We start from the raw sequence: 23710 nt of genomic DNA on the forward strand, positions 1-23710 counted from the left end.
AGATATAAAAATTTAATAATTACAAATATTCAAATCAGCAGAGAGGAAGGGATTCGAACCCTCGATGCACTTTTGGTGCATACACACTTTCCAGGCGTGCGCCTTCGACCACTCGGCCACCTCTCTATTATTTTGAATAGTTAGGCCGACCAATAAACAAAAAATTTTACAGTTGAAGAAATTTGTGTCGTTAATTTTAACTCATTTCTCCCCGCAAAGAGGTCTCATAAATGGTTTTAAAAGACATACTTGAAACCTCACTTCCAAGTAGATACATAGCTTTTGTTACGGCAGATTCTGTAGTAATATCTTTTCCATTAATAATTCCTATTTTTTTTAATAACGAGCTTGTTTCGTAGTGACCGAGTACAACACTACCCGCAGAACATTGTGTTACGTTGATTATATGCAAGCCGTTTTCTATTGCATTTTTTAACATTTTTATAAACCAATCCTCTGTCGATGCATTACCAGCCCCATAGGTTTCTAACACCAGTGCCTTTAAATTTCTAGTATTTAAAACAGCCGCTATTAAATCTTTACTAATTCCTGGAAAGAGTTTTAAAATAGCAACATTTCTATCCATTTGTTTATGCACCAACAACTTTTCTTTTTTATTTTTTCTTTTAAAAAGTTGCTGAGAATTAATTGCTAAGTGTACCCCAGAGTTTACCAGCTCAGGGTAATTAGGAGAATTAAATGCTTCAAAATGCTCAGCATTTATTTTTGTTGTGCGGTTTCCACGGTATAGTTTGTATTCAAAATACAACCCAACCTCTTGTAAAACCGGTTCATTATTTTCTTGTAGAGCCGCCAACTGAGTTGCAGTAATTAAATTCTCTTTGGCATCTGTTCTTAAATCTCCTATTGGCAATTGAGAACCTGTTAAAATTACCGGCTTACCAAGATTTTCAAGCATAAAACTTAATGCAGAGGCTGTATAACTCATAGTATCACTACCATGCAATACCACAAAACCATTGTATTTGGAATAGTTGTCTTCAAATATGCTGACCAATTCTACCCAATGCTCAATGTTCATATTAGAAGAATCAATTGGGTTCTCAAAAGAAATATGATCTATTTTACAGTCTAATTGATTCAACTCTGGAATATTCTTAAGTAAGCTATCAAAATTGAATGCAGTCAATGAACCCGATTCATAATTCTTAACCATACCTATGGTACCACCTGTATATATCAACAATATTTTTAGTGCACTACTCATTTAAACTCCGAATACTTTTTTTGAATTTTCAGTTGTGATTTTTGCTATTTCTTCTTCTGACAAATTATAAATCGAAGCTAATTTTTCAACGACTTTTATTAGGTAGGCACTTTCATTACGTTTACCTCGATAAGGTGTTGGCGATAAATAAGGAGCGTCTGTTTCTAATACAATATTATTCAAATCTATCTTATTAAGAAATTGGTCTATTTTTCCATTCTTAAATGTTACTACGCCACCTATACCTAATTTCATATTATATTCAATTGCTTGTAAGGCTTGCTTGTGTGTACCAGTAAAACAATGAAAAATACCGTAAAGATCAGAACCTTTTTCTTGATCTAATATTTCAAAGATTTCATCAAAGGCTTCTCTACAATGAATTACGATTGGTAAACCATGATTTTTAGCCAATTGAATTTGTCTAACAAAAGCGTCTTGCTGCTGTTTTAAAAATGTTTTATCCCAATACAAATCAATACCTATCTCCCCTACCCCGAAAAACGCTCTTTCTGAAAATTGTTTTTCTACAAAACGCAATTCTTCCTCATAGTTTTCCTTTACATGAGTTGGGTGAAGACCCATCATTAAGTATATGTTTTGGGGGTAGTTTTTTTCCAAATCATACATTCTATTGGCATAAGTAGAATCTATAGCTGGTATAAAAAATCGTTGAACACCTAAATCTAATGCACGATTAATCATTGCATCTCTATCTTCATCGAAAGCCTCACTATATAAATGGCTGTGTGTATCTGTTAAAATCATAGCGCAAAAATAGAATTATCTTTGGCAAATTTTCTGCATGAAATCATTGAAAAACTTTTTAAAATCTAAGGCATACAAAACTATTCCTTTACGTTTTACAAAGACCAACCATTTTGAAGTTACAGCTTTCATCAATGGTGTTGAAGGTAGATTCATTCTAGACACTGGAGCCTCAAACACTTGTATTGGAGTTGATAAAATTGATGTTTTTAAGTTAACTCAAGAGTCATCTGAAATTAAAGCAGCAGGTGCAGGTGCAATTGAAATGGAAACATTCATTGCGAAAAATAATACCATTGAACTTGGAAAATGGTCAAAAAAGAGACAAGAGATTGTTCTTTTTGATTTGATTCATGTAAATCAAGCGCTTCTAAATCATGAAGCAGAACCTGTAGACGGTATTATTGGTGCTGATATTCTAAAAAAAGGAAAAGCTATAGTAGATTACAGCAAAAAACGTTTATACCTTAAATAAAGAGGGCGCCTATTTGGGCGCCCTCTTTAGTTTAATAAATTGAAGTTATTAGAGCTCTAATGCTTTTTTAACATCATTATTCATTAATATTTCTACCGGATTTTCTAGCGCCTCTTTAACAGCCACTAGGAATCCAACTGATTCTTTACCATCAATTATTCTATGATCGTAAGAAAGTGCAACATACATAATTGGCGCTATTGCTATAGCTCCATCACGAGCTATTGGTCTTTCTACAATATTATGCATACCAAGAATAGCACTTTGAGGAGGGTTAATTATTGGTGTAGACAACATGGAACCAAATACTCCACCATTTGTTATGGTGAAAGTACCCCCAGTCATTTCATCTACTGTAATCTCTCCTTCTCTAGCTCTAATGGCGAGTCTTTTTACTTCTGACTCAACACCTCTAAAACTTAGATTTTCTGCATTCCTAATTACAGGCACCATTAAACCTTTTGGTCCAGAAACTGCAATGCTGATGTCACAGAAATCATAAGAAATCATTTCTTTTCCATCAATCATAGAGTTAACCGCCGGATACATTTCTAAAGCTCTAACACAAGCTAAGGTAAAGAATGACATAAAACCAAGACCAACCCCGTGCTTTTCTTTAAATTCTTCTTTATACTGTTTTCTAAGATCAAAGATTGGAGACATGTCGACTTCATTAAATGTTGTCAACATGGCCGTTTCGTTTTTAACAGCAACTAATCGTTCAGCAACCTTTCTACGCAGCATAGAAAGTTTAGAACGACTTTCACCTCTATTGCCTCCAGTAGGAGTTCCCATAGAAGGTTTTGCATTTACAGCATCCTCTTTGGTTATTCTACCGTCTTTACCAGTTCCTTTAACCTCACTTGCTGAGATTCCTTTTTCATCGAGAATCTTTTTAGCAGCAGGTGAAGGTGTACCCGTAGCGTAACTTTCTTTTGTTGGTTCTTCTTTTTTTGGTTCTACTTTTTTAGTAGGCTCTTCTTTCTTAGGTTCTTTAACTTCTTCTTTAGCTGAACCACCTGCTGGTTTTTCTGCACTTGTATCAATTAAACAAACCACTTCCCCAACTGTTACCGCATCACCAACCTCAGCTTTTAAAGTAATGATACCACTCTCTTCAGCAGGTAACTCAAGAGTTGCTTTATCAGAGTCAACTTCTGCAATGGCTTGGTCTTTTTCCACATAATCTCCGTCTTCTACCAACCATTCTGCGATTTCAACCTCGGTTATTGATTCTCCCGGTGAAGGGACTTTCATTTCTAAAACCATCTATTTGCTATTTATGCTATACTATTAATTGCTATTACTAATATACTCTCCTTTTTTTGGAAGGTAATCTCGTTCAATCTCACCATTGACTAAAATAGCATCGAAAAACAACTTACCTCCTATTGTTAAAGGAAAATCTTCTGTATTCTGTAAACTCAAATGAAGATGAGGCTCAGTAGAATTGCCTGAATTACCACACAAGCCTATTACATCACCCTCATAAATATCTTGACCTGTTTCTACCAATATTGACCCATTTTTTAAATGCGCAAAAAGTAAAAACTCATCATTATCTGTTTTTAAAATTACGGTATTACCGGTAACATCTACACTATTTAAAACTCCTGGAACATTATCTTCTACACCATCTATTACTTTAACTACTCTGGCGTTACAAGGAGCTTTTATTTCTTTACCAAAAGCAAAATAATTTTCATTCTGTTTTGGGCTTTCATTAAAACTAACACCATCATTTAAAATGAGAAAATCATAGGCGTATTTCTGATTTTCGTAAGCCACATGATAATTATCTTCTTCAGTTATTCCTCCCCAAAACACATACCATTTGTCATCAAATGGTAATTTCATTGGCGTACTATTACGTTCAATAACAGGAGCGTCTAAGGGTTGCGGAGGGTAAATATAGAGTCCATTAATACTCAAAGACGCGTCTAAAGAAATTAAAATATCTGTAACTGCCTTATCAAAATTTGTTCTGTAAACATGACCACCGTTGCGTAATTCTAAAAAACGCATTTGTTGAATATTACCCATTTGCTGTTTTACATTATTCGTAAAAAACTCACGAGTTTTATTAAGCGGCAAGGCTTGTTTCATGTTAATATCAAACATGTTAAATATGGCAACATAATTACTTGTATTGTAGGCTTGTTGAAAAGCCAAGGCTTTACCTGCATAATTGGGGTCTTCTTGTTGCCCAAAAAATAGATAAGGTAAACTCAAAAACACAAGTAAAAATAGTCTCATGCCCTACTTACGGATAAAATTATCTTTCTCCTTATCAAAAACATAATCGATTACCTCGGCATGTCTACGTTGCGAACGTACTGCACTACCCGCGGCTGGTGCTCCATAAAATCTTCTAGAGGCTACTCTAAATGTTTTTGCTTCATCTAAATGCACAAGTAGATGACCCCAAGCCCCCATATTTCTAGGTTCTTCTTGAGCCCAAATTACCTCATCTGCATTTTTATAACGTTTAATTATCGCTCGTATCTGCTCTGCTGGTAATGGGAAGAGCTGTTCTAACCTTACCAATGCAACATCTTCTCTACCCAACTCTTCTTGCTTTGCCAACAAATCGTAGTAGAATTTACCAGTACAGAAAACTAAACTTTTGACTTTGGTAACTTTGGCATTAGCATCATCTATAACTTCTTGGAAACTCCCGTTGGCCATTTCTTCTTTTGTTGAAACAACTTTTGGGTGACGCAGTAAACTCTTTGGCGTGAATACAACCAACGGTTTTCTAAAACCAGCTTTCATTTGTCTTCTTACCAAGTGAAATAAGTTGGCTGGAGTAGTTACATCAGCCACATACATATTATCTTTAGCACATAACTGAAGGTATCTTTCCATACGTGCAGAAGAGTGTTCAGCACCTTGACCTTCATACCCATGAGGTAAGAATAAAACCAAACCGTTTTGTAGCTTCCATTTATCTTCGGCTGCAGATAAATACTGGTCTATTACAATTTGTGCACCATTACTAAAATCACCAAACTGAGCTTCCCAAATTGTTAACGTATTGGGGTTAGCCATGGCATAACCATAGTCAAAGCCCATTACCGCATATTCTGAAAGTAATGAGTTAAATATATGGAAATCTCCATTTTGTTGGTTACCTAAATTATTGTGTAGCACAATCTCTTCCTCATGCATTTCAGTTTTAATAACAGCATGTCTATGAGAAAAAGTACCACGCTCTACATCTTGGCCTGTCATTCTTACGTTATACCCTTCAGACAATAAGGAAGCATAGGCTAACAATTCGCCCATTGCCCAATCTAATTTGTTGTCTTCAAAATACATTTTGTTTCGACCTTCAATCAATCGAACAATTTTTCGTAGAAACTTTTTATCTTCAGGTAAGGTGGTAATTTTTTTAGCCAATTCGTCCAGTTTTTTAATATCAAACTTGGTATCAATTGGCTTAAGCATTTCTTTTTCGGTTACCTGACTAAACCCTTCCCATTCATCTTGCATAAATGGGGTAATTCTTGTCTTCTCAACCTTTCTAGAGTCTAGTAAATCTTCCTCTAAATCTTTTTTATAGGTACTTTCTAATTCTGAGATATAGTTCTCATCAATAATACCTTGGGCAAGTAATTTTTCTGCATAAATATCTCTTGGATTCTTATGCTTAGAAATTGCTTTATATAATAAAGGTTGGGTAAACTTAGGTTCATCACCCTCATTATGACCATATTTTCTGTAGCCTAATAAATCTAAAAATACATCTCTTTTATATCGCATACGATATTCAAGAGCAAAAGTTGCAGCGTGTACCACAGCTTCTGCATCATCTGCATTTACGTGCAATACAGGAGATAACGTAACTTTACCAACATCTGTACAATAGGTTGACGACCTAGCATCTAAGTAGTTCGTAGTAAAACCAATTTGGTTGTTTACTACGATATGTATGGTACCTGCTGTTTTATAACCATCTAGTCTAGCCATTTGAATGGTTTCATAAACCACGCCTTGACCTGCAAATGCGGCGTCTCCATGAACTAATATTGGTAATACTTCAGAGGTGTTTTCTTTGTGAGAACTGTCTTGTTTAGCACGAGTAATACCTTCTACAATAGAATTTACAGTTTCTAGATGTGAAGGATTGGGGGCAATGTTCATATTCACCATTTTACCCGAATCTGTTTCTCGCATTGAGGTCCAACCTAAATGGTATTTTACATCACCATCGAAAATGGCTTCTTCATAATCTTTACCATCAAATTCGCTAAAAATATCTTTAGGTGATTTTCCAAAAATATTGGTAAGCACATTTAGTCTTCCACGGTGCGCCATACCCATGACAAATTGCTTAACCCCAGCATCTGCAGCCTTTTCAATAATTACGTCTAATGCGGGAATTAAGGATTCTCCACCTTCTAAAGAAAAACGCTTTTGACCAACATATTTGGTATGCAAGAAACTTTCAAAAGATACTGCCTCATTTAATTTTCTTAGGATATTTTTCTTTTCATCCGGAGAAAATTTTGGGTGATTGTCATTTACATTTAGCCAATCTTGGATCCATTGAATTCGTTCTGGAGTTCTAATGTACATGTATTCTACACCTATAGAATCACAATAGATACTTTGTAAATGAACAACAATGTTTTTTAACGAACTGGGACCAATACCAATAATACTACCAGCATCAAACACGGTTTCTAAATCCTTATTAGAAAGACCAAAATTCTCCAACTCTAAAGTTGGCTCATATTTTCTACGGTCTCTAACCGGATTTGTTTTGGTGAATAAATGCCCACGCGATCGATAACCATCTATAAGTCTAATTACCTGAAACTCTTTTTGAAGAGATTGAGGTACTTCAACTTGTCTGCCATTTACCGTTGCTGTGTAGGCTTCACCAACTCCATTAGAATTTGCGGATGGTTGAATGTCTAAATCATCCAACTGACTTTCTAATCCAAAGTCAAATCCTTGAAAAAAAGCTCTCCAACTTGGTTCAACACTGTCAGGGCTTGTTAAATAGCGGTTATACATATTCGAAAAAAACGAAGTATGTGCCGCGTTTAGAAAAGAATATTTATCCATATGGATATTACTTCTGAAACTTTAATCAAAATTATTTCAAAAGTACAATAAATCATTAACCCAACATGAAAGTTATACGTTCATTCAACAAAGAATTAAGGATTTTTATAAACCTTACCCTCTTTCATAACAAAAACTACTTTTTCTAACGTTTTTACATTTTTTAGTGGGTTTTCATTCACAGCAACAATATCTGCAATAAATCCTTCTTTCAATTGTCCTAATTCCGAGCCCATTCCCAGCAAATTGGCATTAGTAATAGTTGCTGAACGTATAGCATCTAAAACTGGCATACCGGCTTCATGCATATAGGTAAATTCTTTACCGTTATCGCCATGCGGTGACACTCCAGCATCTGTACCAAAAGCAATTGGAACACCTTTCTTATACGCTTTTTCAAAATTCTTTTCACTAACAGGGCCTATTTCTTTGGCTTTCTTAGCCACTACCGGAGGTAAGTACCCTGGAATATCTGCCATTTTAGCGGCTGCTTTACCTGCAGAAATGGTAGGCACTAAATACGTATTATGTTCTATCATTAAATCCATAGTTGGCTCTTTCATAAGAGTGCCGTGTTCTATAGTTTTTATACCAGCCAAAATAGCTCTACGCATACCTTCATCTCCGTGTGCATGAGCCGCGGTAAGCATTCCATAATCTTTTGCAGTTTCTACAATGGCTTTGATTTCTTCAAGGGTAAATTGTGGGTTTTGACCATTTTTGGCAACACTCATTACCCCACCAGTAGCTGTTATTTTAATACAATCTGCACCATTCTTGTAACGCTGACGAACCGCTTTCTTAGCATCTTCTGGTGAATTTACCACACCTTCTTTGGGCCCAGGATCACCCATATATTCTTTACGCATACCATTAGTTGGGTCAGCATGTCCGCCAGTTGTTCCAATAGCTTTACCTGCAGTAAAAATTCTAGGTCCAATAACCACTCCTTTATTAATGGCATTACGTAAAGCAATATTAACGCCAGAACCACCTAAATCTCTAACTGTTGTAAAGCCAGCCATTAAAGTTTTTTCTGCATAAACGGTTGATTGAAAAGCAACATCTACATCATTTGCAGTAAAACGTTCTAAATATCTACTTGGACTAGATTCCCCTTCAATATGCACATGCATATCTATAAAACCTGGCAAAATAGTTTTGTTTTTTAAATCAACCTCTGTATCATTAGCGCCACCAGTTTTATATCCGTTTTCTATAGACTTGATTTTGTTATTTTCAACTACAATGGTTTGTTCGTTAGAAATTTTACCAGTTTCCACATTCAAAATTGCGCCACAATGGAGATAGGTCTGTTGCGCAAATAATGAGGTTGTTACTAGGGTAATAAAGAAAAAAAAGAAAGCTTTCATTTTGGTATGGTTATTTGAATTAGCTGGAAGAAGATACAAAAAAAGAGGACCGAAGCCCTCTTTACATATTTATTTGAAAATAGTAATATCAAATATTTCTAATTTTCTTTTCCCATGTCCAAGCGGAAGCCATTGCTTCGTCTAGCGTAGATTGTGCTTTCCAGCCTAAAATGTTATTTGCTTTTTTAGTATCGGCATAAGCCTGAATAACATCTCCTTCTCTACGAGGAGCAATCTTATAATTTAATTTAGCTCCAGAAACTTTTTCAAAACTTTTAATCACTTCTAGTACAGAGCTACCCTTACCAGTTCCCAAGTTAAAAACCTCATAATTAGAATCATTTTTACCTTCAACCAATCTTTTCATAGCTGCTACATGTGCTTTTGCTAAATCGACCACATGTATGTAATCTCTTATACAAGTACCATCTGTTGTTGGATAATCATCTCCGAAAACCGAAAGTTGCTCCCGCAAACCCGCTCCAGTTTGTGTAATATATGGTACTAAGTTTTGCGGAACCCCAATAGGCAATTCACCAATCTCGGCAGATGGATGTGCTCCAATTGGATTAAAATATCTCAAAGCAATAGCCGCTAGTTGGGCATTTACTTTACAAGTATCTTTAATTACTTCTTCCCCTACTTGTTTGGTGTTACCATAAGGAGATTCTGCAGGTTTTACTGGTGCATTTTCTGTAATTGGCATTTCATCTGCTTGACCATAAACGGTACAAGAAGAGCTAAAAATAAAATTAGATTTATCCTTTTTAACCAATTCTTGCAGGATGTATGTTAAAACACCTAAATTATTTTCATAATACAAAAGTGGTTCTTCAACACTTTCATTCACTGCTTTAGAAGCTGCAAAATGTATTACGCCTGCAACATCTTTATGTTTTTCAAAAAAATTCTGGACCTTCTGTTTATCGCGTAAGTCGAACTTTTCAAAAATTGGCCTTTTACCTGTTATGGCAAAAATTCCGTCTAAAACTTTTTCTGAAGAATTGGAGAGATTATCAACTATGACAGCCTCAAAACCTTCATTTTGTAATTCAACAACTGTATGAGAACCTATAAAACCTAAACCCCCTGTTACTAGTATTTTTTTACTCATGTAATTAGTTTACAAATTCGATGATTAGTTTGGTAATAAAATTTATTTGTTCATCATCCAACTCAGTATGCATAGGAAGTGATATTACTTCCTCCACCAACATATTTGTCACAGGAAAATCAGTTTCTTTATACCGTTCATCAACATAAGCTTTTTGTTGGTGTAACGGAATTGGATAATACACACCACAAGGAACGTTATTTTCATTCAAATGTTTTACAAGCGCGTCTCTTTTTCCATTGGTAATTCTTAGGGTGTATTGATGAAAAACATGGCAATCACAAGTATCACAGATACCCTCACAATTGTTCACTGTTTTAGGCAAAATAATATATGGCTGATTTTTTAATCGTTCATTATATTTTCTAGCTGAATTTCGTCTAAGTGAATTATAGGTATCTAACTTAGGTAACTTGGCCCTTAGCACAACTGCTTGCAAAGAATCTAACCTAGAATTTACCCCAACCACATCATGATGATACCTTTTGTACATTCCATGATTTACCATTCCTCTAATGGTATGTGCCAACTCATCATCATTGGTGAATATAGCGCCACCATCTCCGTAACACCCTAAATTTTTAGAAGGAAAGAAAGAGGTTGCCGCTACATGACCTAAACTACCTGCCTTGGATTTTTTACCCGTTTTAGAAGTATAGGTAGCTCCAATTGCTTGCGCATTATCTTCAATTAAAAACAACTTATGTTCATTGGCAATTTTTAGCAGTGCATCCATATCTGCACACTGTCCAAATAAGTGCACTGGAACTATTGCTTTTGTTTTTGGCGTAATAGCTTTTTTTACTGCGTTTATATCAATATTAAATGTCTCTTTATCAACATCAACCAATATCGGAGTAAGACCCAGTAAGGCAATAACTTCAACAGTGGCAGCAAAGGTAAAATCAGCAGTAATTACCTCATCTCCTGGCTTTAACCCTAAACCCATCATGCATATTTGCAAAGCATCGGTACCATTAGCACAAGGTATTACATGTTTTACATCTAAATATTCCTCTAATTCTTTTTGAAAAGCATGCACTTCTGGGCCATTTATAAATGCCGCAGAATCCAAAACATTTTTAAAAGATGCATTTACTTGTTCTTTTATACCCTCATACTGACCTTGAAGGTCTACCATTTGAATTTTTTTCATGTACCAATTTTACACCCCAAAAGTAAGAAAATTAGTAGGTAGAATGCCCTTAAACGAAAGAAACGTATTTTCGCTAAAAACAAAATTTAGTTGAATACTATTTATACTTTTTTAGTATACCTAGCTAGTTTTATTTTAAAACTAATAGCGCCATTTAATTCTAAGCTGAAACTTTTTGTAAATGGGAGAAAACAAGTCTATGAAATTTTACAAAAATCAATACCCGCCAACAAACCACTGATTTGGATTCACGCAGCCTCTTTGGGCGAATTTGAACAAGGGCTTCCCATTTTAGAAAAACTAAAAGAAAACCATCCCCAATTTGCGTTTATGGTTACCTTTTTTTCACCTTCTGGTTACGAAGTAAAAAAGAACTCTAAAGTGGCCGATGCTATTTGTTATTTACCGCTAGACACCCCAAAAAATGTCAAAAAATTCATATCAACTTCAAAGCCTAAATTGGCCATATTTATTAAATATGATGTGTGGCCAAATTACTTGAGGCAGCTCAACAAAGCCTCTATTCCTGTGGTTTTGACTTCTGCCTTATTCTCAGAAAAACAGATTTATTTTAAACCATACGGACAATTTATGCGTAAAAGCCTGGCGCGGTTCAATAAGATATTTGTGCAGAACGAAGCTTCACAAGAACTTTTAAATTCTATCAGCATAACCAATAGCATAGTAAGTGGTGACACCCGATTTGATAGAGTCTCAAAAATTGTAAGCCAGGATAATTATCTTGACTTTATGCAAGCATTTACAACTAAAGAATGCTGTTTTGTGGCTGGCAGTACATGGCCAGAAGACGAGGCTATTATTATTCCATTTATTAATAAAGAAGAAAACTTAAAAACAGTTATTGCCCCGCATAATATTAAACCTACACATATAGCGGAACTACAAAAAGCTATTAATAAAAAAACAGTATTGTTTTCTGAATTGGACAAAATAGATTTACAAGCTGCTGAAGTTTTAATTTTAGACACTATTGGTTTATTGACCAAAGTATACAATTATGCCAATATTGCTTATGTAGGTGGTGGCTTTAAAACAGGACTTCATAATACCTTAGAGCCAGCAGTTTTTGGTATTCCTGTAATCATTGGACCTAATTATTCTGATTTTGCTGAGGCTGAAGAATTGGTTAAAAAAGGAGGTATTCTATCCATTTCATCTGCGAATAATTTTAAAACGGTTATGAGTAATTTTTTGAATTCAAAAGCTGAACGCAAGAGAATAGGAAAATTAAATCACGAGTATATCCACAACAAAAAGGGCGCTACATCTATCATAATAAAAGAAATAGAATCACTGGTTTAAATTTAGTAGTTTAGTGAAATCACTAAACTAAATAAACTAATGGATAAACGCATTTTTCGTATATCTCTAACTGCTGCACTGGCCGGGTTTTTATTTGGATTTGATACTGTAGTAATCAGTGGGGCCAACCAACCCATAAAAGAATTATGGGGAACCAACTGGTTTCTAGGAGACTCTCTTTTTACCTTTCACGGAATATTTATAATGTCTATGGCCTTATGGGGAACGGTTCTTGGTTCTTTATTTGGAGGAGTTCCAACAGATAAATTAGGTCGGAAAAAAACACTTTTTTGGATTGGAGTTTTATACTTTTTATCAGCAGTTGGTTCTGCGTTAGCTCCAGAGGCGTACAGTTTTTCCTTTTTTAGATTTATAGGCGGTGTAGGCGTAGGAGCGTCTTCTGTAGCTGCTCCTATTTATATTTCAGAAATATCGTCAGCTGATAATAGAGGTAGATTAACTGCCATGTATCAATTTAATATAGTATTTGGTATTCTAATTGCTTTTATATCCAACTATGCAATTGGCTCTCTATTCTCTTCAGAAGTATCTTGGCGATGGATGTTGGGTGTAGAAGGTATTCCTGCTCTAATTTATGCCATGTTTGTTTTAAACATTCCCAATAGTCCAAGATAGTTAATGATGAAAAAACAATCCAATGAAAAAGTGAAAAAGGCTATGATTGCTCTTGGAATAAAAGAAGAAACTGCAGAATTAGAAATTGTGAATCTGCAAAATTCTTTATCGCAAGAAGTAAGCACCCAGAAAGAAAAATTGTTTTCAGGAAAATATCAAAAACCTTTAGTACTAGCTTTTCTCTTGGCAGTTTTTAACCAACTCTCTGGTATAAACTTTGTACTCTATTATGCACCAGAGATTTTAGAACGCGCTGGTTTGGCTTCAGGTGAATCTTTATTCAGTTCTATAGCTATTGGCGTAATCAATCTTATTTTCACATTTATAGGTATTGCATTAATAGACCGTTTGGGAAGAAAACAATTAATGTACATAGGTTCTATAGGGTATATTATTAGTCTAGCTATGGTTGGATGGTGTTTTTATGCTAGTGCAAATTCTACATTGTTATTAATTTTTATTCTGGTTTTTATTGCATCGCATGCTGTTGGCCAAGGTGCAGTAATTTGGGTGTTCATTTCTGAAATATTTCCTACAAAAGTCCGTGCTTACGGCCAAGCTTGGGGTACTGGAACCCATTGGGTATTTGCAGCTTTAATAACCTTACTAACACCAACATTTTTAGATAGTGAAATTGGTATTTTCAAAGAAAACCCTTACCCAATATTTTATTTTTTCTCCGCAATGATGGTTTTACAATTATTGTTTGTTGCATTTATGATGCCAGAAACCAAAGGAGTGTCTTTGGAAGCATTAGCCAAAAAGTTGAGTAAGAAAGAATAATTGACTTCAACTATACTTTTTGTTATTTAGTCGAATACTTACAGTAAAACAAGGGAAGTTTTAACAATTATTCATTAAATTCAATAACTAATTGTAAAATTATGAATCAAAACGCTACTGTTGGAACTTCTTTTTTGGCTGGTTTTTTACGAATAATGGTTTTTGCCTTAGTAATTATTTTAATAGCCATACCGGTTTGCATTTTATTAGATGTATTAGGCATATTTGATACCCTCGGATGGGAGTTTTAAAACTTCCTACCATCTATATTTTGCATTTTTCACAATAACTTTCTCATGTTCAAGGCATAGTTTGTTATGAAAACTTAACGCTTGTAATCAAGCAATTTTTCGGTCAAAACAACGTTTTTCACCGTTGAAATGTTAACTTTTCTTTCACACCACAATTTATTTACGTAGTTTTTACCTCAGTTACTGAGTATTAAAAATGTAAGTTTTTCAAAATTAGTGTTGAAATCAACTAACTGCCTATGCCTAACATTACTGTTTTCGAACATTTTATAAAAAAATTAGGTTCCCAAAAACATGTCTTTCAATCAGTTTTTAGAATTGGCCTACTGGGAATTTTCTTTTGTGGTTCAATAAACATACATGCGCAAGCTACTTTTAGTTCAGGTTCTACCAATGCCGATATTTTAACAGAGCTACAAACTACCGGATTATCTTTATCTAATGCTACATTAGAAACTGGTGATAGAGGAAGTCAGGTAGGAGTTTTTTCCAATGGAAATGCAGGTGCAAATCTTGAAATAGACAACGGTGTAGTATTGTCTACAGGAGGTGTTAGCCAGGCATTTAGAACTAACTCAGCTTTACAAGCAACTATTAATGCCCCTGGACCTGCCACCTATGATGACCCTGATATCACTGCTATAGACCCTACAGCTAATAGAGATGTTGTTGTATTTTCTTTTGACGTTGTACTTGACCCAGGCTACGATGGTATAATAATTTCTTATCAATTTGGTTCAGATGAATATCCTGATTATGTGGGTTCTGTATTTAATGACATTTTTGGTTTTTTTGTTTCCGGACCTGGAATTACAGGAAGTCAAAATATAGCTATAGTACCAGGAACCACAAATCCTGTTGCCGTAAACACCATTAATGCAGGTTTTTTGGGTTGTAATGATGATGCAGCACCAGAAGATTTAACCCAATCAGCATTCTACATAAATAATGGTCATGATACTTCAGGGGCTTCTTGCAATACTAACTCAGGAACACCTACCATAATAACTGAATACAATGGAGTTACAAGAACACTAACAGGTTCTATAGAAGGATTAACCTCTGGTAGCACCTACCGTTTTAAAATGGCAATTGCAGATACTGGTGATGCTGCTTTAGACTCTGCTGTTTTTATCGACCAAATTTCAGGTATTATTTCATGTAATATTAATTCAATTACGGCTAGTAATATTTCAGATTGTAACGGCAATTTAACTTCTAATGACGGATCTGATGATTTTTACACTGCTGATATAACCGTTAATTTTCAAGACCCAATACCAACGGGCACTCTTGATTTATCTGGTGATGGTGCTGCAAGTGTTGCCGTAGGCAGTTTAGATTCTTCTACCTCTCATACTTTTATTGGAGTGCAATTACCTGCAGATGGAGGTCCGCTAGAATTAACGGCTTCTTTTTCAGACAACGGTGCATGTAGCTTAACAAACTCCAACATTGCCACAGCACCTGCTTCTTGTAGTACAGATACAGATGGTGACGGAGTTGAAGATAATGATGAAATTGCTGACGGTACTGACCCTAATGATTCTTGTGATTTTATTTTAACTAGTCAAACACTATCTCCTAGTTTTGCTTGGGGATTAGATGACTGTGATGGTGATGGTGTACCTAATCAAATAGAAACTAATCTTGATAATACTGACCCCTTAGATGATTGTGATTCTAATGGTGGAACTCCACTAGGCACTTCAGACTGTGATAATGATGGTTTAACAAATGCTGACGAAACTACAGCAGGTACAGACCCCGACAACCCAGATTCAGATGGCGACGGTATTTTAGACGGACAAGAAGTTAATACCGATAGTACAGACCCTTTAGATGATTGTGATTCTGTAGGCGGTACTCCACTAGGAACATCAGATTGTGATAGTGACGGTTTATCTAATGATGATGAAACTACCGCTGGTACAGACCCTAATAACCCGGATACAGATGGTGATGGCATTTTAGACGGGCAAGAAGTAACTACTGATACCACCGACCCGCTAGATGATTGTGATTCCGTTGGCGGCACTCCACTAGGAACATCAGATTGTGATGCAGACGGATTAACTACTGACGAAGAAACAGCTGCTGGTACAAACCCTGACAATGCAGATACCGATGGTGATGGCATTTTAGACGGGCAAGAAGTAAACACAGATAGTACAGACCCTTTAGACGATTGCGATTCTGTAGGTGGAACTCCGCTAGGAACTTCAGATTGTGATAGTGACGGTTTATCTAATGATGATGAAACCACCGCTGGTACAGACCCTGATAATCCGGATACCGATGGTGATGGCATTCAAGATGGGCAAGAAGTAAACACAGACGGTACTGACCCGTTGGATGTTTGTGACTCTATCGGAGGGTCGCCCAGAGGAACATCAGATTGTGACGCAGACGGTCTAACAACTGATGAAGAAACAGCAGCAGGTACAGACCCCGATAACCCAGATTCAGATGGCGACGGTATTTTAGACGGACAAGAAGTAAATACAGATAGTACAGACCCATTAGATGATTGTGATTCGGTAGGTGGAACTCCGCTAGGAACTTCAGATTGTGATAGTGATGGCTTATCTAATGATGATGAAACCACCGCTGGTACAGACCCTGATAATCCGGATACAGATGGTGATGGAATACTAGACGGACAAGAAGTAACTATTGATACCACAGACCCGCTAGATGATTGTGATTCTGTAGGTGGCACTCCGCTAGGCACCTCTGACTGTGATAACGATGGCTTATCTAATGATGATGAATTAACCGCTGGCACTGACCCTAATAATCCTGATACTGATGGTGATGGTATTTTAGACGGACAAGAAGTAAATACCGATAGTACAGACCCTTTAAATGATTGTGATTCGGTAGGTGGAACTCCGCTAGGCACCTCTGATTGTGATAACGATGGGTTATCCAATACAGATGAAGTTACAGCTGGTACAGACCCTGAAAATCCGGATACCGATGGTGATGGAATACTAGACGGACAAGAAGTAAATACTGATACCACCAACCCGCTAGACGATTGTGATTCTGTAGGCGGCACTCCGCTAGGCACCTCTGATTGTGATAACGATGGCTTATCTAATGATGATGAAGTAACCGCTGGCACTGACCCTAATAATCCTGATACCGATGGTGATGGTATTTTAGACGGACAAGAAGTGAATACCGATAGTACAGACCCCTTAAATGATTGTGATTCGGCAGGCGGAACCCCGCTCGGCACTTCGGATTGTGACAATGATGGACTTTTAAACTCTGAGGAATCTTCTTTAGGTACAGACCCGGAAAATCCAGACACAGACGGGGATGGTATACAAGATGGCCAAGAAGTAAATACAGATGCTACAAATCCGTTAGACGATTGTGACTCAGTAGGTGGAACTCCTTTAAATACTTCAGACTGTGATAATGATGGTTTAACAAACGCCGAAGAACTAACAGGAGTTGATGATGCTGCTACAGCCGCAAATCCTGATGGAAATAGTACTGACCCTTTTGATGCTGATACTGATGGTGATGGAAATATTGATAGTTTAGACCCCAACCCAAATTCACCAACAGCATTAGATGATACAGCTTCAGGAGCGGTTGGAGACACTTTTATAGTTTCCATTTTAGCTAATGACGATTATTTGTCAAATAACGATGCAAATAATTTAGGCACAACCGTTTTGACCAATACAGGAAATGGTTCAGCACAAGGCACTATTACTTTGAATGCCGAAAACGGCACGCTTACCTATATTCCAATTTTAAGTGAAGCTGGGCAAACGGTTACTGTAGAATACGAGGTCTGTAATGATGAATCTGGTGTGTTAATTTGCCGAACTGCTACTGTAAGTATTACGATAAGTTTTGATGATTCTGATGGCGATGGTATACAAGATGACCAAGAACTAATAGATGGTACTGACCCTAACGATTCTTGTGACTCTATTGGTGGTACACCATTAGGAAGTGATGATTGCGATGGCGACGGATTAACAAATGCTGAGGAAATTGCCATTAACACCAACCCTAATGATGTTGATACCGATAATGACAGAATTAATGATGCCCAAGAGGTACAAGATGGTACAGACCCATTAAATCCTTGTGATAATTTAGGAGGCACACCACCTCAAGGCGCTGATTGTGAAATTGAAGTGGAGAGTGAATACATATATCCTGGTACAATAGATGGAACATTTAAAATCCGAAATATTGAAAATTATCCAGATAATACCGTTCAAATCTTTAATCGTTGGGGAGTACTAGTTTTTGAAACTAGAGGATATGATAATGGTGGAAATGCTTTCTTCGGAGTATCACAAGCAAGAGCAACACTTTCTGCAAATGATGAATTACCTGTAGGGGTATATTATTACATTATCAATTATAATGATAATGGAACAATGAAGACTAGTAACGGATACCTCTATATAAATAGATAAAAGTGAACAATACCATGAAAAAGTTCTTGTTAGTACTTTTTATAGTTAGCAGCAGCGTTCTTAGCGCGCAACAGGATGCTCAGTATACCCAGTATATGTACAATACGGTATCTGTAAACCCTGCATATACCGGTTCACGTGGTATGCTAAGTGTAGCTGGTTTATACCGAGCGCAATGGATTGGTTTAGAGGGCGCACCAACAACCCAAACCATTAACATACATTCACCAGTCACAGAAAGAGTTGGATTAGGATTATCAATAGTCAATGATGAAATTGGTAATGGAACCAACCAAGAAACCTATTTTGACGCTCTTTTCTCATATACTATACCCTTAGAAAATACAGCTAAATTATCTTTTGGTTTAAAGGCAGGCGGGCATTTATTAAATATTGATTTTAATAAATTAGAACGTTTTAATCCTTCTTCTGGAGTACCACAAGAAAGTAATGTTGACAACAGATTTTCTCCAAATTTTGGTGCTGGTATTTATTACCACTCTGATGCATTTTATGTTGGTTTATCAGTACCCAACTTTCTAGAAACTGAACATTTTGATAATGCTGGCGGCAACACCTTTTTAGCTCAAGAACGTATGAACTGGTATGCCATTGCCGGCACCGTTACTGAGCTTAGTTACAATTGGAAATTTAAACCAGCTGTGTTGTTCAAAGCAGTTAATGGCGCACCTTTACAAGTAGATTTATCAGCTAACTTTTTATATAATGAAAAGTTCACTTTTGGAGGCGCTTATCGATGGAGTGCTGCTTGGAGTGCACTTTTTGGATTTCAATTGTCAGACCAATTAATGCTTGGTTTGGCTTATGATAAAGAAACAACAGCACTAGGTAGCCAATCTTTTAATAATGGCTCATTTGAAGTTCTACTTAGATATGAATTTTTAACCAAGTATAAAAAAGTGGTAACCCCAAGATTTTTCTAGTATGAAGACCACAAAACATATTTTTCTGTTTATTTACTTTCTATGGTGTTCATTTTTGGCTTTAGGTCAAAGTCAAAAAGAAAAAGAGGCTTTAGAAAAATTTGATAATTATCAATATATCAATGCTATTGAGACCTATGAAGCATTGGTTGAAAAAGGCTTAAGCTCACGAGTTATATTTCAAAAACTCGGAGACGCCAACTATCTAAATGGTCAATACACTGAAGCAGCTAAATGGTATAAAAAATTATCAGAGCTTCCTAACGGTATCAACGAACCTCAGTATTTATATAAGTATGCGCAAACCCTCAAAAGTTTAGAGGACTATGATGCATCTAAACGTTTAATGAATCTTTACTTACAACAGGCAGATACTGAGCAACGCGCTGCTACTTTCAAAAGCTTAGAAGGAGTGAATTTTGAAATCAAAAACAATGAAGAATATTTTCAATTAAAATCCTTTGAACACAATTCTTCCTATTCTGATTTTTCTCCTACACTATGGAATGAAACTATAGTTTTTAGCAGCAGCAGAGATACCGGTACAGTGATTAAAAAGATTCATGAGTGGAATAAAAATCCGTTTTTAAACCTTTATAAGGTTCAAAAAAATTCCTCCTCAGAAGAGCTATCAGAAGAACTCAACAGCTTTGCTCACGAATCTTCGGCTACTTTTACCAAAGACGGTAAAACCATTTATTTTACAAGAAACAATGTTAAAGATGGGAGATTGGTACGTGATTCTGCAGGTATCAATCATTTAAAAATTATTCGTGCGGAATTTATAGAAAACAAATGGACCAATTTTGAAGAACTCCCTTTTGGTGGCGATTCCTATTCTATAGCAAATCCGGCACTAAATCCTCAAGAAAATAAACTATTTTTTGCATCTAACATGCCTGGCACATTTGGGTTATCAGACATTTATGTGGTTACAATTAATGCCGACGGAAGTTTTGGAACACCTCAAAATTTGGGACCAGACTTTAACACAGAAGGTAGAGAAACCTTTCCATTTATTGATGCCAACAACCAACTCTTTTTTGCTTCTGATGGTCGTCCTGGATTAGGAGGTTTAGATATTTATGTTACCAAATTAGAAAGTTCAAAACCTATGGTTCAAAACCTGGGTACACCAATAAATAGTAGTCAAGACGATTTTTCAATAGTAATTAACAAATTAGGTACTGCTGGTTATTTTGCATCTAACCGTGAAGGCGGAAAAGGCGGTGACGACATTTATGCTTTCGACCTTTTAAAACCCTTCAATTTAGATTGTAATCTTAATGTTTCTGGCTATACTATAAATATAGAGAATGGTACCTTAATACAAGATGTTAATCTTACCATCGTAAACCGAGACGGATCACTGATAAAGTCTACGGCAACTAATAGTAGTGGTGAATTTTTAGAAAGTCTAAGTTGTAATACCACTAAACGATTTATTATAAGAGCGAGTAAAGAAGGTTTTGAACCAACAGAAAAATCATTTGATTTAAAAGATGGTCTATCCATAGAAAATTTAGAACTGGAACTTAAACCAATACCTGCACCAGCAGAGGTAGGTACAGATTTAGCCGTATTGCTCCAATTGAATCCTATTTATTTTGACACTAACAAAGCAACCATTAGACCAGACGCTGCAGAAGAATTAAATAAAGTCTTAGCGTATATGGTAGATTTTCCTGAAGTAAAAATAGAAATACGCTCGCATACAGATAGTCGTGGTAGAGATAGTTATAATCTAGAATTATCTGACCGTAGAGCAAAATCTACAGGGCAATATTTAATTGATAATGGTATTGCTCCAGAGCGCATAACAGCTGAAGGTTTTGGCGAAAAAAAATTGTTAAACCGTTGTGCTAATGGTGTTCAATGTTCAAAAGAAGAACATGAACTTAATAGACGATCAGAATTTATAATAGTTCAATAAAAAAAGCCCCTTTAAAAGGAGCTTTAGGGACGTTTTTCACTTACCTAAATTCATATAATCTTGCCAAATGACCAGAACATATTTTTCCTTACCGTTTATGGTCTTTTCTAAGAAACCAAACTCATAAACAAAGTGGTACACTTCATTTTTATGGTTTTTCCATTGATGGGTATAAAAACGCGAATCAAAACCAGCTTTTACAAGCTCTGATTTTCTCAATGTGGTAAAACCAGACTTGTTGTAATATTTTAGAATTTTTCTATTGGTGCGTAATTGTTTTTCAACCTTTAAATAAAACGTTTCTTCTGTTTGACGTTTTTCATATTGGTTAATGCTTTTACATTTTAAGCTACAATATTTTTTATCTGCCCTACCCTTTATAGTATCACCACATACGGGACATTTTCTGTTTGTAAACATTTGTTGTCGTTTGTAGTCGGATATTAAGCGTATAAATTACTATTTAATTTCTTTTTTTTAATGAGATTGCCTAAAAATTCACCTTATGTTTCAAGGAAGAAGTATAACACTTAAGCACTTATTTATTGATGGCATTAGGCAAATCGGCCTTCAATTTAAATCTGATAAGGTTACTCAGGCTTTATTAGAAGGAATGTCAAATGTTAACTGGTCTACTGATTTTGCGATGTTTTATATTGAAAACAATAAAGCAAACCTTGAGCTGATTTTTGAAACCTTTAAAGGAGAGGTTTGGATTAATGGCAATTATTTCTTTGATGAAAACTTTGAAATGAATGCAGAGGGGCCTAAAAATATAACTTGGTATAGAAATCGAAAACTTAAGAAGAATTATAAAAGATGTCCGGAAGCGTATTTAGATAAATTAGAATTAAGAAAGTACGCCGACAATACTGTTAAAACCTATGTTCATCATTTTGAAACCTTTATCAACCATTTCTCAAACATTGACCCGCAAGAAATCTCTGAATTAGAAATTAGAGACTACTTAAAACACATTATTCAAAAAGGGTTCTCCAATTCATATATTAATCAGTCTGTAAATAGTATTAAATTTTATTATGAGGTTGTCATGGGTATGCCCAACAGATTTTATGCCATAGAAAGGCCAAGAAAACAAACGCAACTACCTAGGGTACTTTCTAAAGAAGAAATTGTTAACCTAATAACGAACACTAATAATTTAAAGCATAAGTGTATAGTATCATTATTATATGCTGCAGGATTAAGAAGAAGCGAATTATTACAGCTCAAGATTGATGATATTGATAGTAAACGAATGTTGATAAGTGTAAGAGGTGCTAAAGGCAATAAAGATAGAATGACGGTACTTAGTCCTACGCTTTTAAACGATTTAAGGAAGTATTTTAAAGCTTACAGACCTAAGAATTATTTGTTTGAAGGGCCTTACGGCAGACCTTACAGTGCTTCTAGTGTTGTCAAAATTATTAGAAATGCAGCTTTAAAGGCAGGAATTCAAAAAAAGGTTACGCCCCATATGTTAAGACATAGTTTTGCCACCCACTTATTAGAAACAGGAACCGATATTAGGCATATTCAAATACTTTTGGGCCATAATTCTACCAAAACAACCGAAATATATACTCATGTGGCGGAAAGTTCATTTAAAGAGGTTCGAGATCTCTTATCTTAGTTCCACATATAAAACATATATAGATCATGATCTATATCCCTACGTTAGCCACAATTTTGATTAAATGAATAAATTGGATTATAGTGTATCCTTAAGGGCAAAAGGCCTTGGGTCGGAGGATATAAAAAACAAAATGAAAGAGAAGGGATTTGATGATTCTGAAATACAGTACTATTTAAAAAAATCGGATGAAATCTTTCTAAAACAATCAATTAACTACAAGGGACTAAGACCTAAAAGGAAAAATAGCATGAAGATGATAGCTCTTGGACTTAGTCTGATACTATTAGTTAGCGTGTTTTTTGGATATGCAAAAATAGGCCTCTTGGGACTATTCATTGTTTGGAGTTTGGTCGGATACACCTCCTACAGGTGATAAATTTTAAGTAATTTAAATCATGGAGGCCGTGAAAAAAATAAAAAAACAGTGGCTAACAAAGAACTGAGTTAAAAAACAAGTTCTTTTAAGTTAATCTGGACACATAATTTTCATCATAGGGTATCCCTGATTTTGCAATGGCAAATGCTTGTTTTAAAAGTTTGTTGGACACTGCTATCAA

General features: G+C 35.6%; 17 protein-coding genes, 1 tRNA gene and 1 pseudogene. 9 read left to right on the plus strand and 10 right to left on the minus strand.

The window, feature by feature from the left end:
• Positions 1–38 precede the first annotated feature (38 nt).
• The 3 genes from H5V42_RS11465 to H5V42_RS11475 form a co-directional block, all read right to left on the minus strand.
• A tRNA-Ser gene (locus H5V42_RS11465) sits at positions 39–126 on the minus strand.
• Positions 127–196: 70 nt separating this feature from the next.
• Positions 197–1228 (minus strand): asparaginase, encoded by a 1032-nt coding sequence (locus H5V42_RS11470; protein ID WP_185783308.1) that lies wholly within the window; start codon positions 1226–1228, stop codon positions 197–199.
• Positions 1229–1996, minus strand: a complete 768-nt coding sequence (locus H5V42_RS11475; protein WP_185783309.1) for a TatD family hydrolase — start codon at positions 1994–1996, stop codon at positions 1229–1231.
• 37 nt (positions 1997–2033) lie between these two features.
• Between H5V42_RS11475 and H5V42_RS11480 the strand changes: the two genes are divergently transcribed.
• Positions 2034–2471, plus strand: a complete 438-nt coding sequence (locus H5V42_RS11480) for a retropepsin-like aspartic protease family protein (RefSeq protein ID WP_185783310.1) — start codon at positions 2034–2036, stop codon at positions 2469–2471.
• A 48-nt stretch (positions 2472–2519) separates the two neighbouring features.
• Here the strand turns inward: H5V42_RS11480 and odhB are convergent, their stop codons facing one another.
• The 6 genes from odhB to H5V42_RS11510 form a co-directional block, all read right to left on the minus strand.
• A complete protein-coding gene (gene odhB / locus H5V42_RS11485; RefSeq protein ID WP_185783311.1) occupies positions 2520–3740 on the minus strand; it encodes a 2-oxoglutarate dehydrogenase complex dihydrolipoyllysine-residue succinyltransferase in 1221 nt (406 codons plus the stop codon).
• Positions 3741–3764: 24 nt separating this feature from the next.
• Positions 3765–4727: a M23 family metallopeptidase gene (locus H5V42_RS11490; RefSeq protein ID WP_185783312.1), complete on the minus strand. Its 963-nt coding sequence runs from the start codon at positions 4725–4727 to the stop codon at positions 3765–3767.
• A gap of 3 nt (positions 4728–4730) precedes the next feature.
• On the minus strand, positions 4731–7547 hold the full coding sequence (locus H5V42_RS11495) for a 2-oxoglutarate dehydrogenase E1 component (RefSeq protein WP_185783313.1): 2817 nt from the start codon (positions 7545–7547) through the stop codon (positions 4731–4733).
• Positions 7548–7642: 95 nt separating this feature from the next.
• Positions 7643–8920 carry a metal-dependent hydrolase family protein gene (locus tag H5V42_RS11500; RefSeq protein WP_185783314.1) on the minus strand — a complete coding sequence of 426 codons (1278 nt, stop codon included), beginning with the start codon at positions 8918–8920 and terminating at the stop codon, positions 7643–7645.
• Between the two features lie 88 nt (positions 8921–9008).
• Positions 9009–10034 (minus strand): UDP-glucose 4-epimerase GalE, encoded by a 1026-nt coding sequence (gene galE, locus H5V42_RS11505; protein ID WP_185783315.1) that lies wholly within the window; start codon positions 10032–10034, stop codon positions 9009–9011.
• Between the two features lie 4 nt (positions 10035–10038).
• Positions 10039–11190: a DegT/DnrJ/EryC1/StrS family aminotransferase gene (locus tag H5V42_RS11510; RefSeq protein WP_185783316.1), complete on the minus strand. Its 1152-nt coding sequence runs from the start codon at positions 11188–11190 to the stop codon at positions 10039–10041.
• Positions 11191–11280: 90 nt separating this feature from the next.
• On the opposite strand from H5V42_RS11510, the gene H5V42_RS11515 reads away from it, so the two are divergent.
• The 6 genes and pseudogenes from H5V42_RS11515 to H5V42_RS11540 all read left to right on the plus strand — a co-directional run bounded on the left by H5V42_RS11515 (position 11281) and on the right by H5V42_RS11540 (position 21517).
• Positions 11281–12513 (plus strand): 3-deoxy-D-manno-octulosonic acid transferase, encoded by a 1233-nt coding sequence (locus H5V42_RS11515; RefSeq protein WP_185783317.1) that lies wholly within the window; start codon positions 11281–11283, stop codon positions 12511–12513.
• A 39-nt stretch (positions 12514–12552) separates the two neighbouring features.
• Positions 12553–13932 (plus strand): annotated as a pseudogene (locus H5V42_RS11520) (sugar porter family MFS transporter).
• Between the two features lie 101 nt (positions 13933–14033).
• Positions 14034–14183 carry a hypothetical protein gene (locus tag H5V42_RS11525; protein ID WP_185783318.1) on the plus strand — a complete coding sequence of 50 codons (150 nt, stop codon included), beginning with the start codon at positions 14034–14036 and terminating at the stop codon, positions 14181–14183.
• 239 nt (positions 14184–14422) lie between these two features.
• Positions 14423–18640, plus strand: a complete 4218-nt coding sequence (locus H5V42_RS11530) for a choice-of-anchor L domain-containing protein (protein ID WP_185783319.1) — start codon at positions 14423–14425, stop codon at positions 18638–18640.
• Positions 18641–18654: 14 nt separating this feature from the next.
• A complete protein-coding gene (locus H5V42_RS11535; protein WP_185783320.1) occupies positions 18655–19584 on the plus strand; it encodes a PorP/SprF family type IX secretion system membrane protein in 930 nt (309 codons plus the stop codon).
• A gap of 1 nt (position 19585) precedes the next feature.
• The gene (locus H5V42_RS11540) at positions 19586–21517 is read left to right on the plus strand and encodes an OmpA family protein (protein WP_185783321.1); all 1932 of its coding nucleotides are present in this window, start codon (positions 19586–19588) and stop codon (positions 21515–21517) included.
• Positions 21518–21553: 36 nt separating this feature from the next.
• On the opposite strand, the gene H5V42_RS11545 is transcribed toward H5V42_RS11540, so the two are convergent.
• The gene (locus H5V42_RS11545) at positions 21554–21937 is read right to left on the minus strand and encodes a hypothetical protein (RefSeq protein WP_185783322.1); all 384 of its coding nucleotides are present in this window, start codon (positions 21935–21937) and stop codon (positions 21554–21556) included.
• 85 nt (positions 21938–22022) lie between these two features.
• On the opposite strand from H5V42_RS11545, the gene xerA reads away from it, so the two are divergent.
• Both xerA and H5V42_RS11555 read left to right on the plus strand, forming a co-directional pair.
• Positions 22023–23150, plus strand: a complete 1128-nt coding sequence (gene xerA, locus H5V42_RS11550) for a site-specific tyrosine recombinase/integron integrase (RefSeq protein ID WP_185783323.1) — start codon at positions 22023–22025, stop codon at positions 23148–23150.
• Positions 23151–23214: 64 nt separating this feature from the next.
• Positions 23215–23526, plus strand: a complete 312-nt coding sequence (locus H5V42_RS11555; protein ID WP_185783324.1) for a hypothetical protein — start codon at positions 23215–23217, stop codon at positions 23524–23526.
• Positions 23527–23710 lie beyond the last annotated feature (184 nt).

Source organism: Croceivirga lutea (assembly GCF_014235875.1).
GTDB lineage: Bacteria > Bacteroidota > Bacteroidia > Flavobacteriales > Flavobacteriaceae > Croceivirga > Croceivirga lutea.

What these genes read in the sequence shown, in the direction of transcription:
- H5V42_RS11495 (WP_185783313.1), bottom strand. Translation starts at nt 7,547, where the DNA reads ATGGATAAATATTCTTTTCTAAACGCGGCACATACTTCGTTTTTTTCG.
- H5V42_RS11490 (WP_185783312.1), bottom strand. Translation starts at nt 4,727, where the DNA reads ATGAGACTATTTTTACTTGTGTTTTTGAGTTTACCTTATCTATTTTTT.
- galE (WP_185783315.1), bottom strand. Translation starts at nt 10,034, where the DNA reads ATGAGTAAAAAAATACTAGTAACAGGGGGTTTAGGTTTTATAGGTTCT.
- H5V42_RS11545 (WP_185783322.1), bottom strand. Translation starts at nt 21,937, where the DNA reads ATGTTTACAAACAGAAAATGTCCCGTATGTGGTGATACTATAAAGGGT.
- H5V42_RS11475 (WP_185783309.1), bottom strand. Translation starts at nt 1,996, where the DNA reads ATGATTTTAACAGATACACACAGCCATTTATATAGTGAGGCTTTCGAT.
- H5V42_RS11535 (WP_185783320.1), top strand. Translation starts at nt 18,655, where the DNA reads ATGAAAAAGTTCTTGTTAGTACTTTTTATAGTTAGCAGCAGCGTTCTT.
- H5V42_RS11470 (WP_185783308.1), bottom strand. Translation starts at nt 1,228, where the DNA reads ATGAGTAGTGCACTAAAAATATTGTTGATATATACAGGTGGTACCATA.
- H5V42_RS11480 (WP_185783310.1), top strand. Translation starts at nt 2,034, where the DNA reads ATGAAATCATTGAAAAACTTTTTAAAATCTAAGGCATACAAAACTATT.
- odhB (WP_185783311.1), bottom strand. Translation starts at nt 3,740, where the DNA reads ATGGTTTTAGAAATGAAAGTCCCTTCACCGGGAGAATCAATAACCGAG.
- H5V42_RS11510 (WP_185783316.1), bottom strand. Translation starts at nt 11,190, where the DNA reads ATGAAAAAAATTCAAATGGTAGACCTTCAAGGTCAGTATGAGGGTATA.
- H5V42_RS11500 (WP_185783314.1), bottom strand. Translation starts at nt 8,920, where the DNA reads ATGAAAGCTTTCTTTTTTTTCTTTATTACCCTAGTAACAACCTCATTA.
- H5V42_RS11525 (WP_185783318.1), top strand. Translation starts at nt 14,034, where the DNA reads ATGAATCAAAACGCTACTGTTGGAACTTCTTTTTTGGCTGGTTTTTTA.
- H5V42_RS11555 (WP_185783324.1), top strand. Translation starts at nt 23,215, where the DNA reads ATGAATAAATTGGATTATAGTGTATCCTTAAGGGCAAAAGGCCTTGGG.
- H5V42_RS11530 (WP_185783319.1), top strand. Translation starts at nt 14,423, where the DNA reads ATGCCTAACATTACTGTTTTCGAACATTTTATAAAAAAATTAGGTTCC.
- xerA (WP_185783323.1), top strand. Translation starts at nt 22,023, where the DNA reads ATGTTTCAAGGAAGAAGTATAACACTTAAGCACTTATTTATTGATGGC.
- H5V42_RS11540 (WP_185783321.1), top strand. Translation starts at nt 19,586, where the DNA reads ATGAAGACCACAAAACATATTTTTCTGTTTATTTACTTTCTATGGTGT.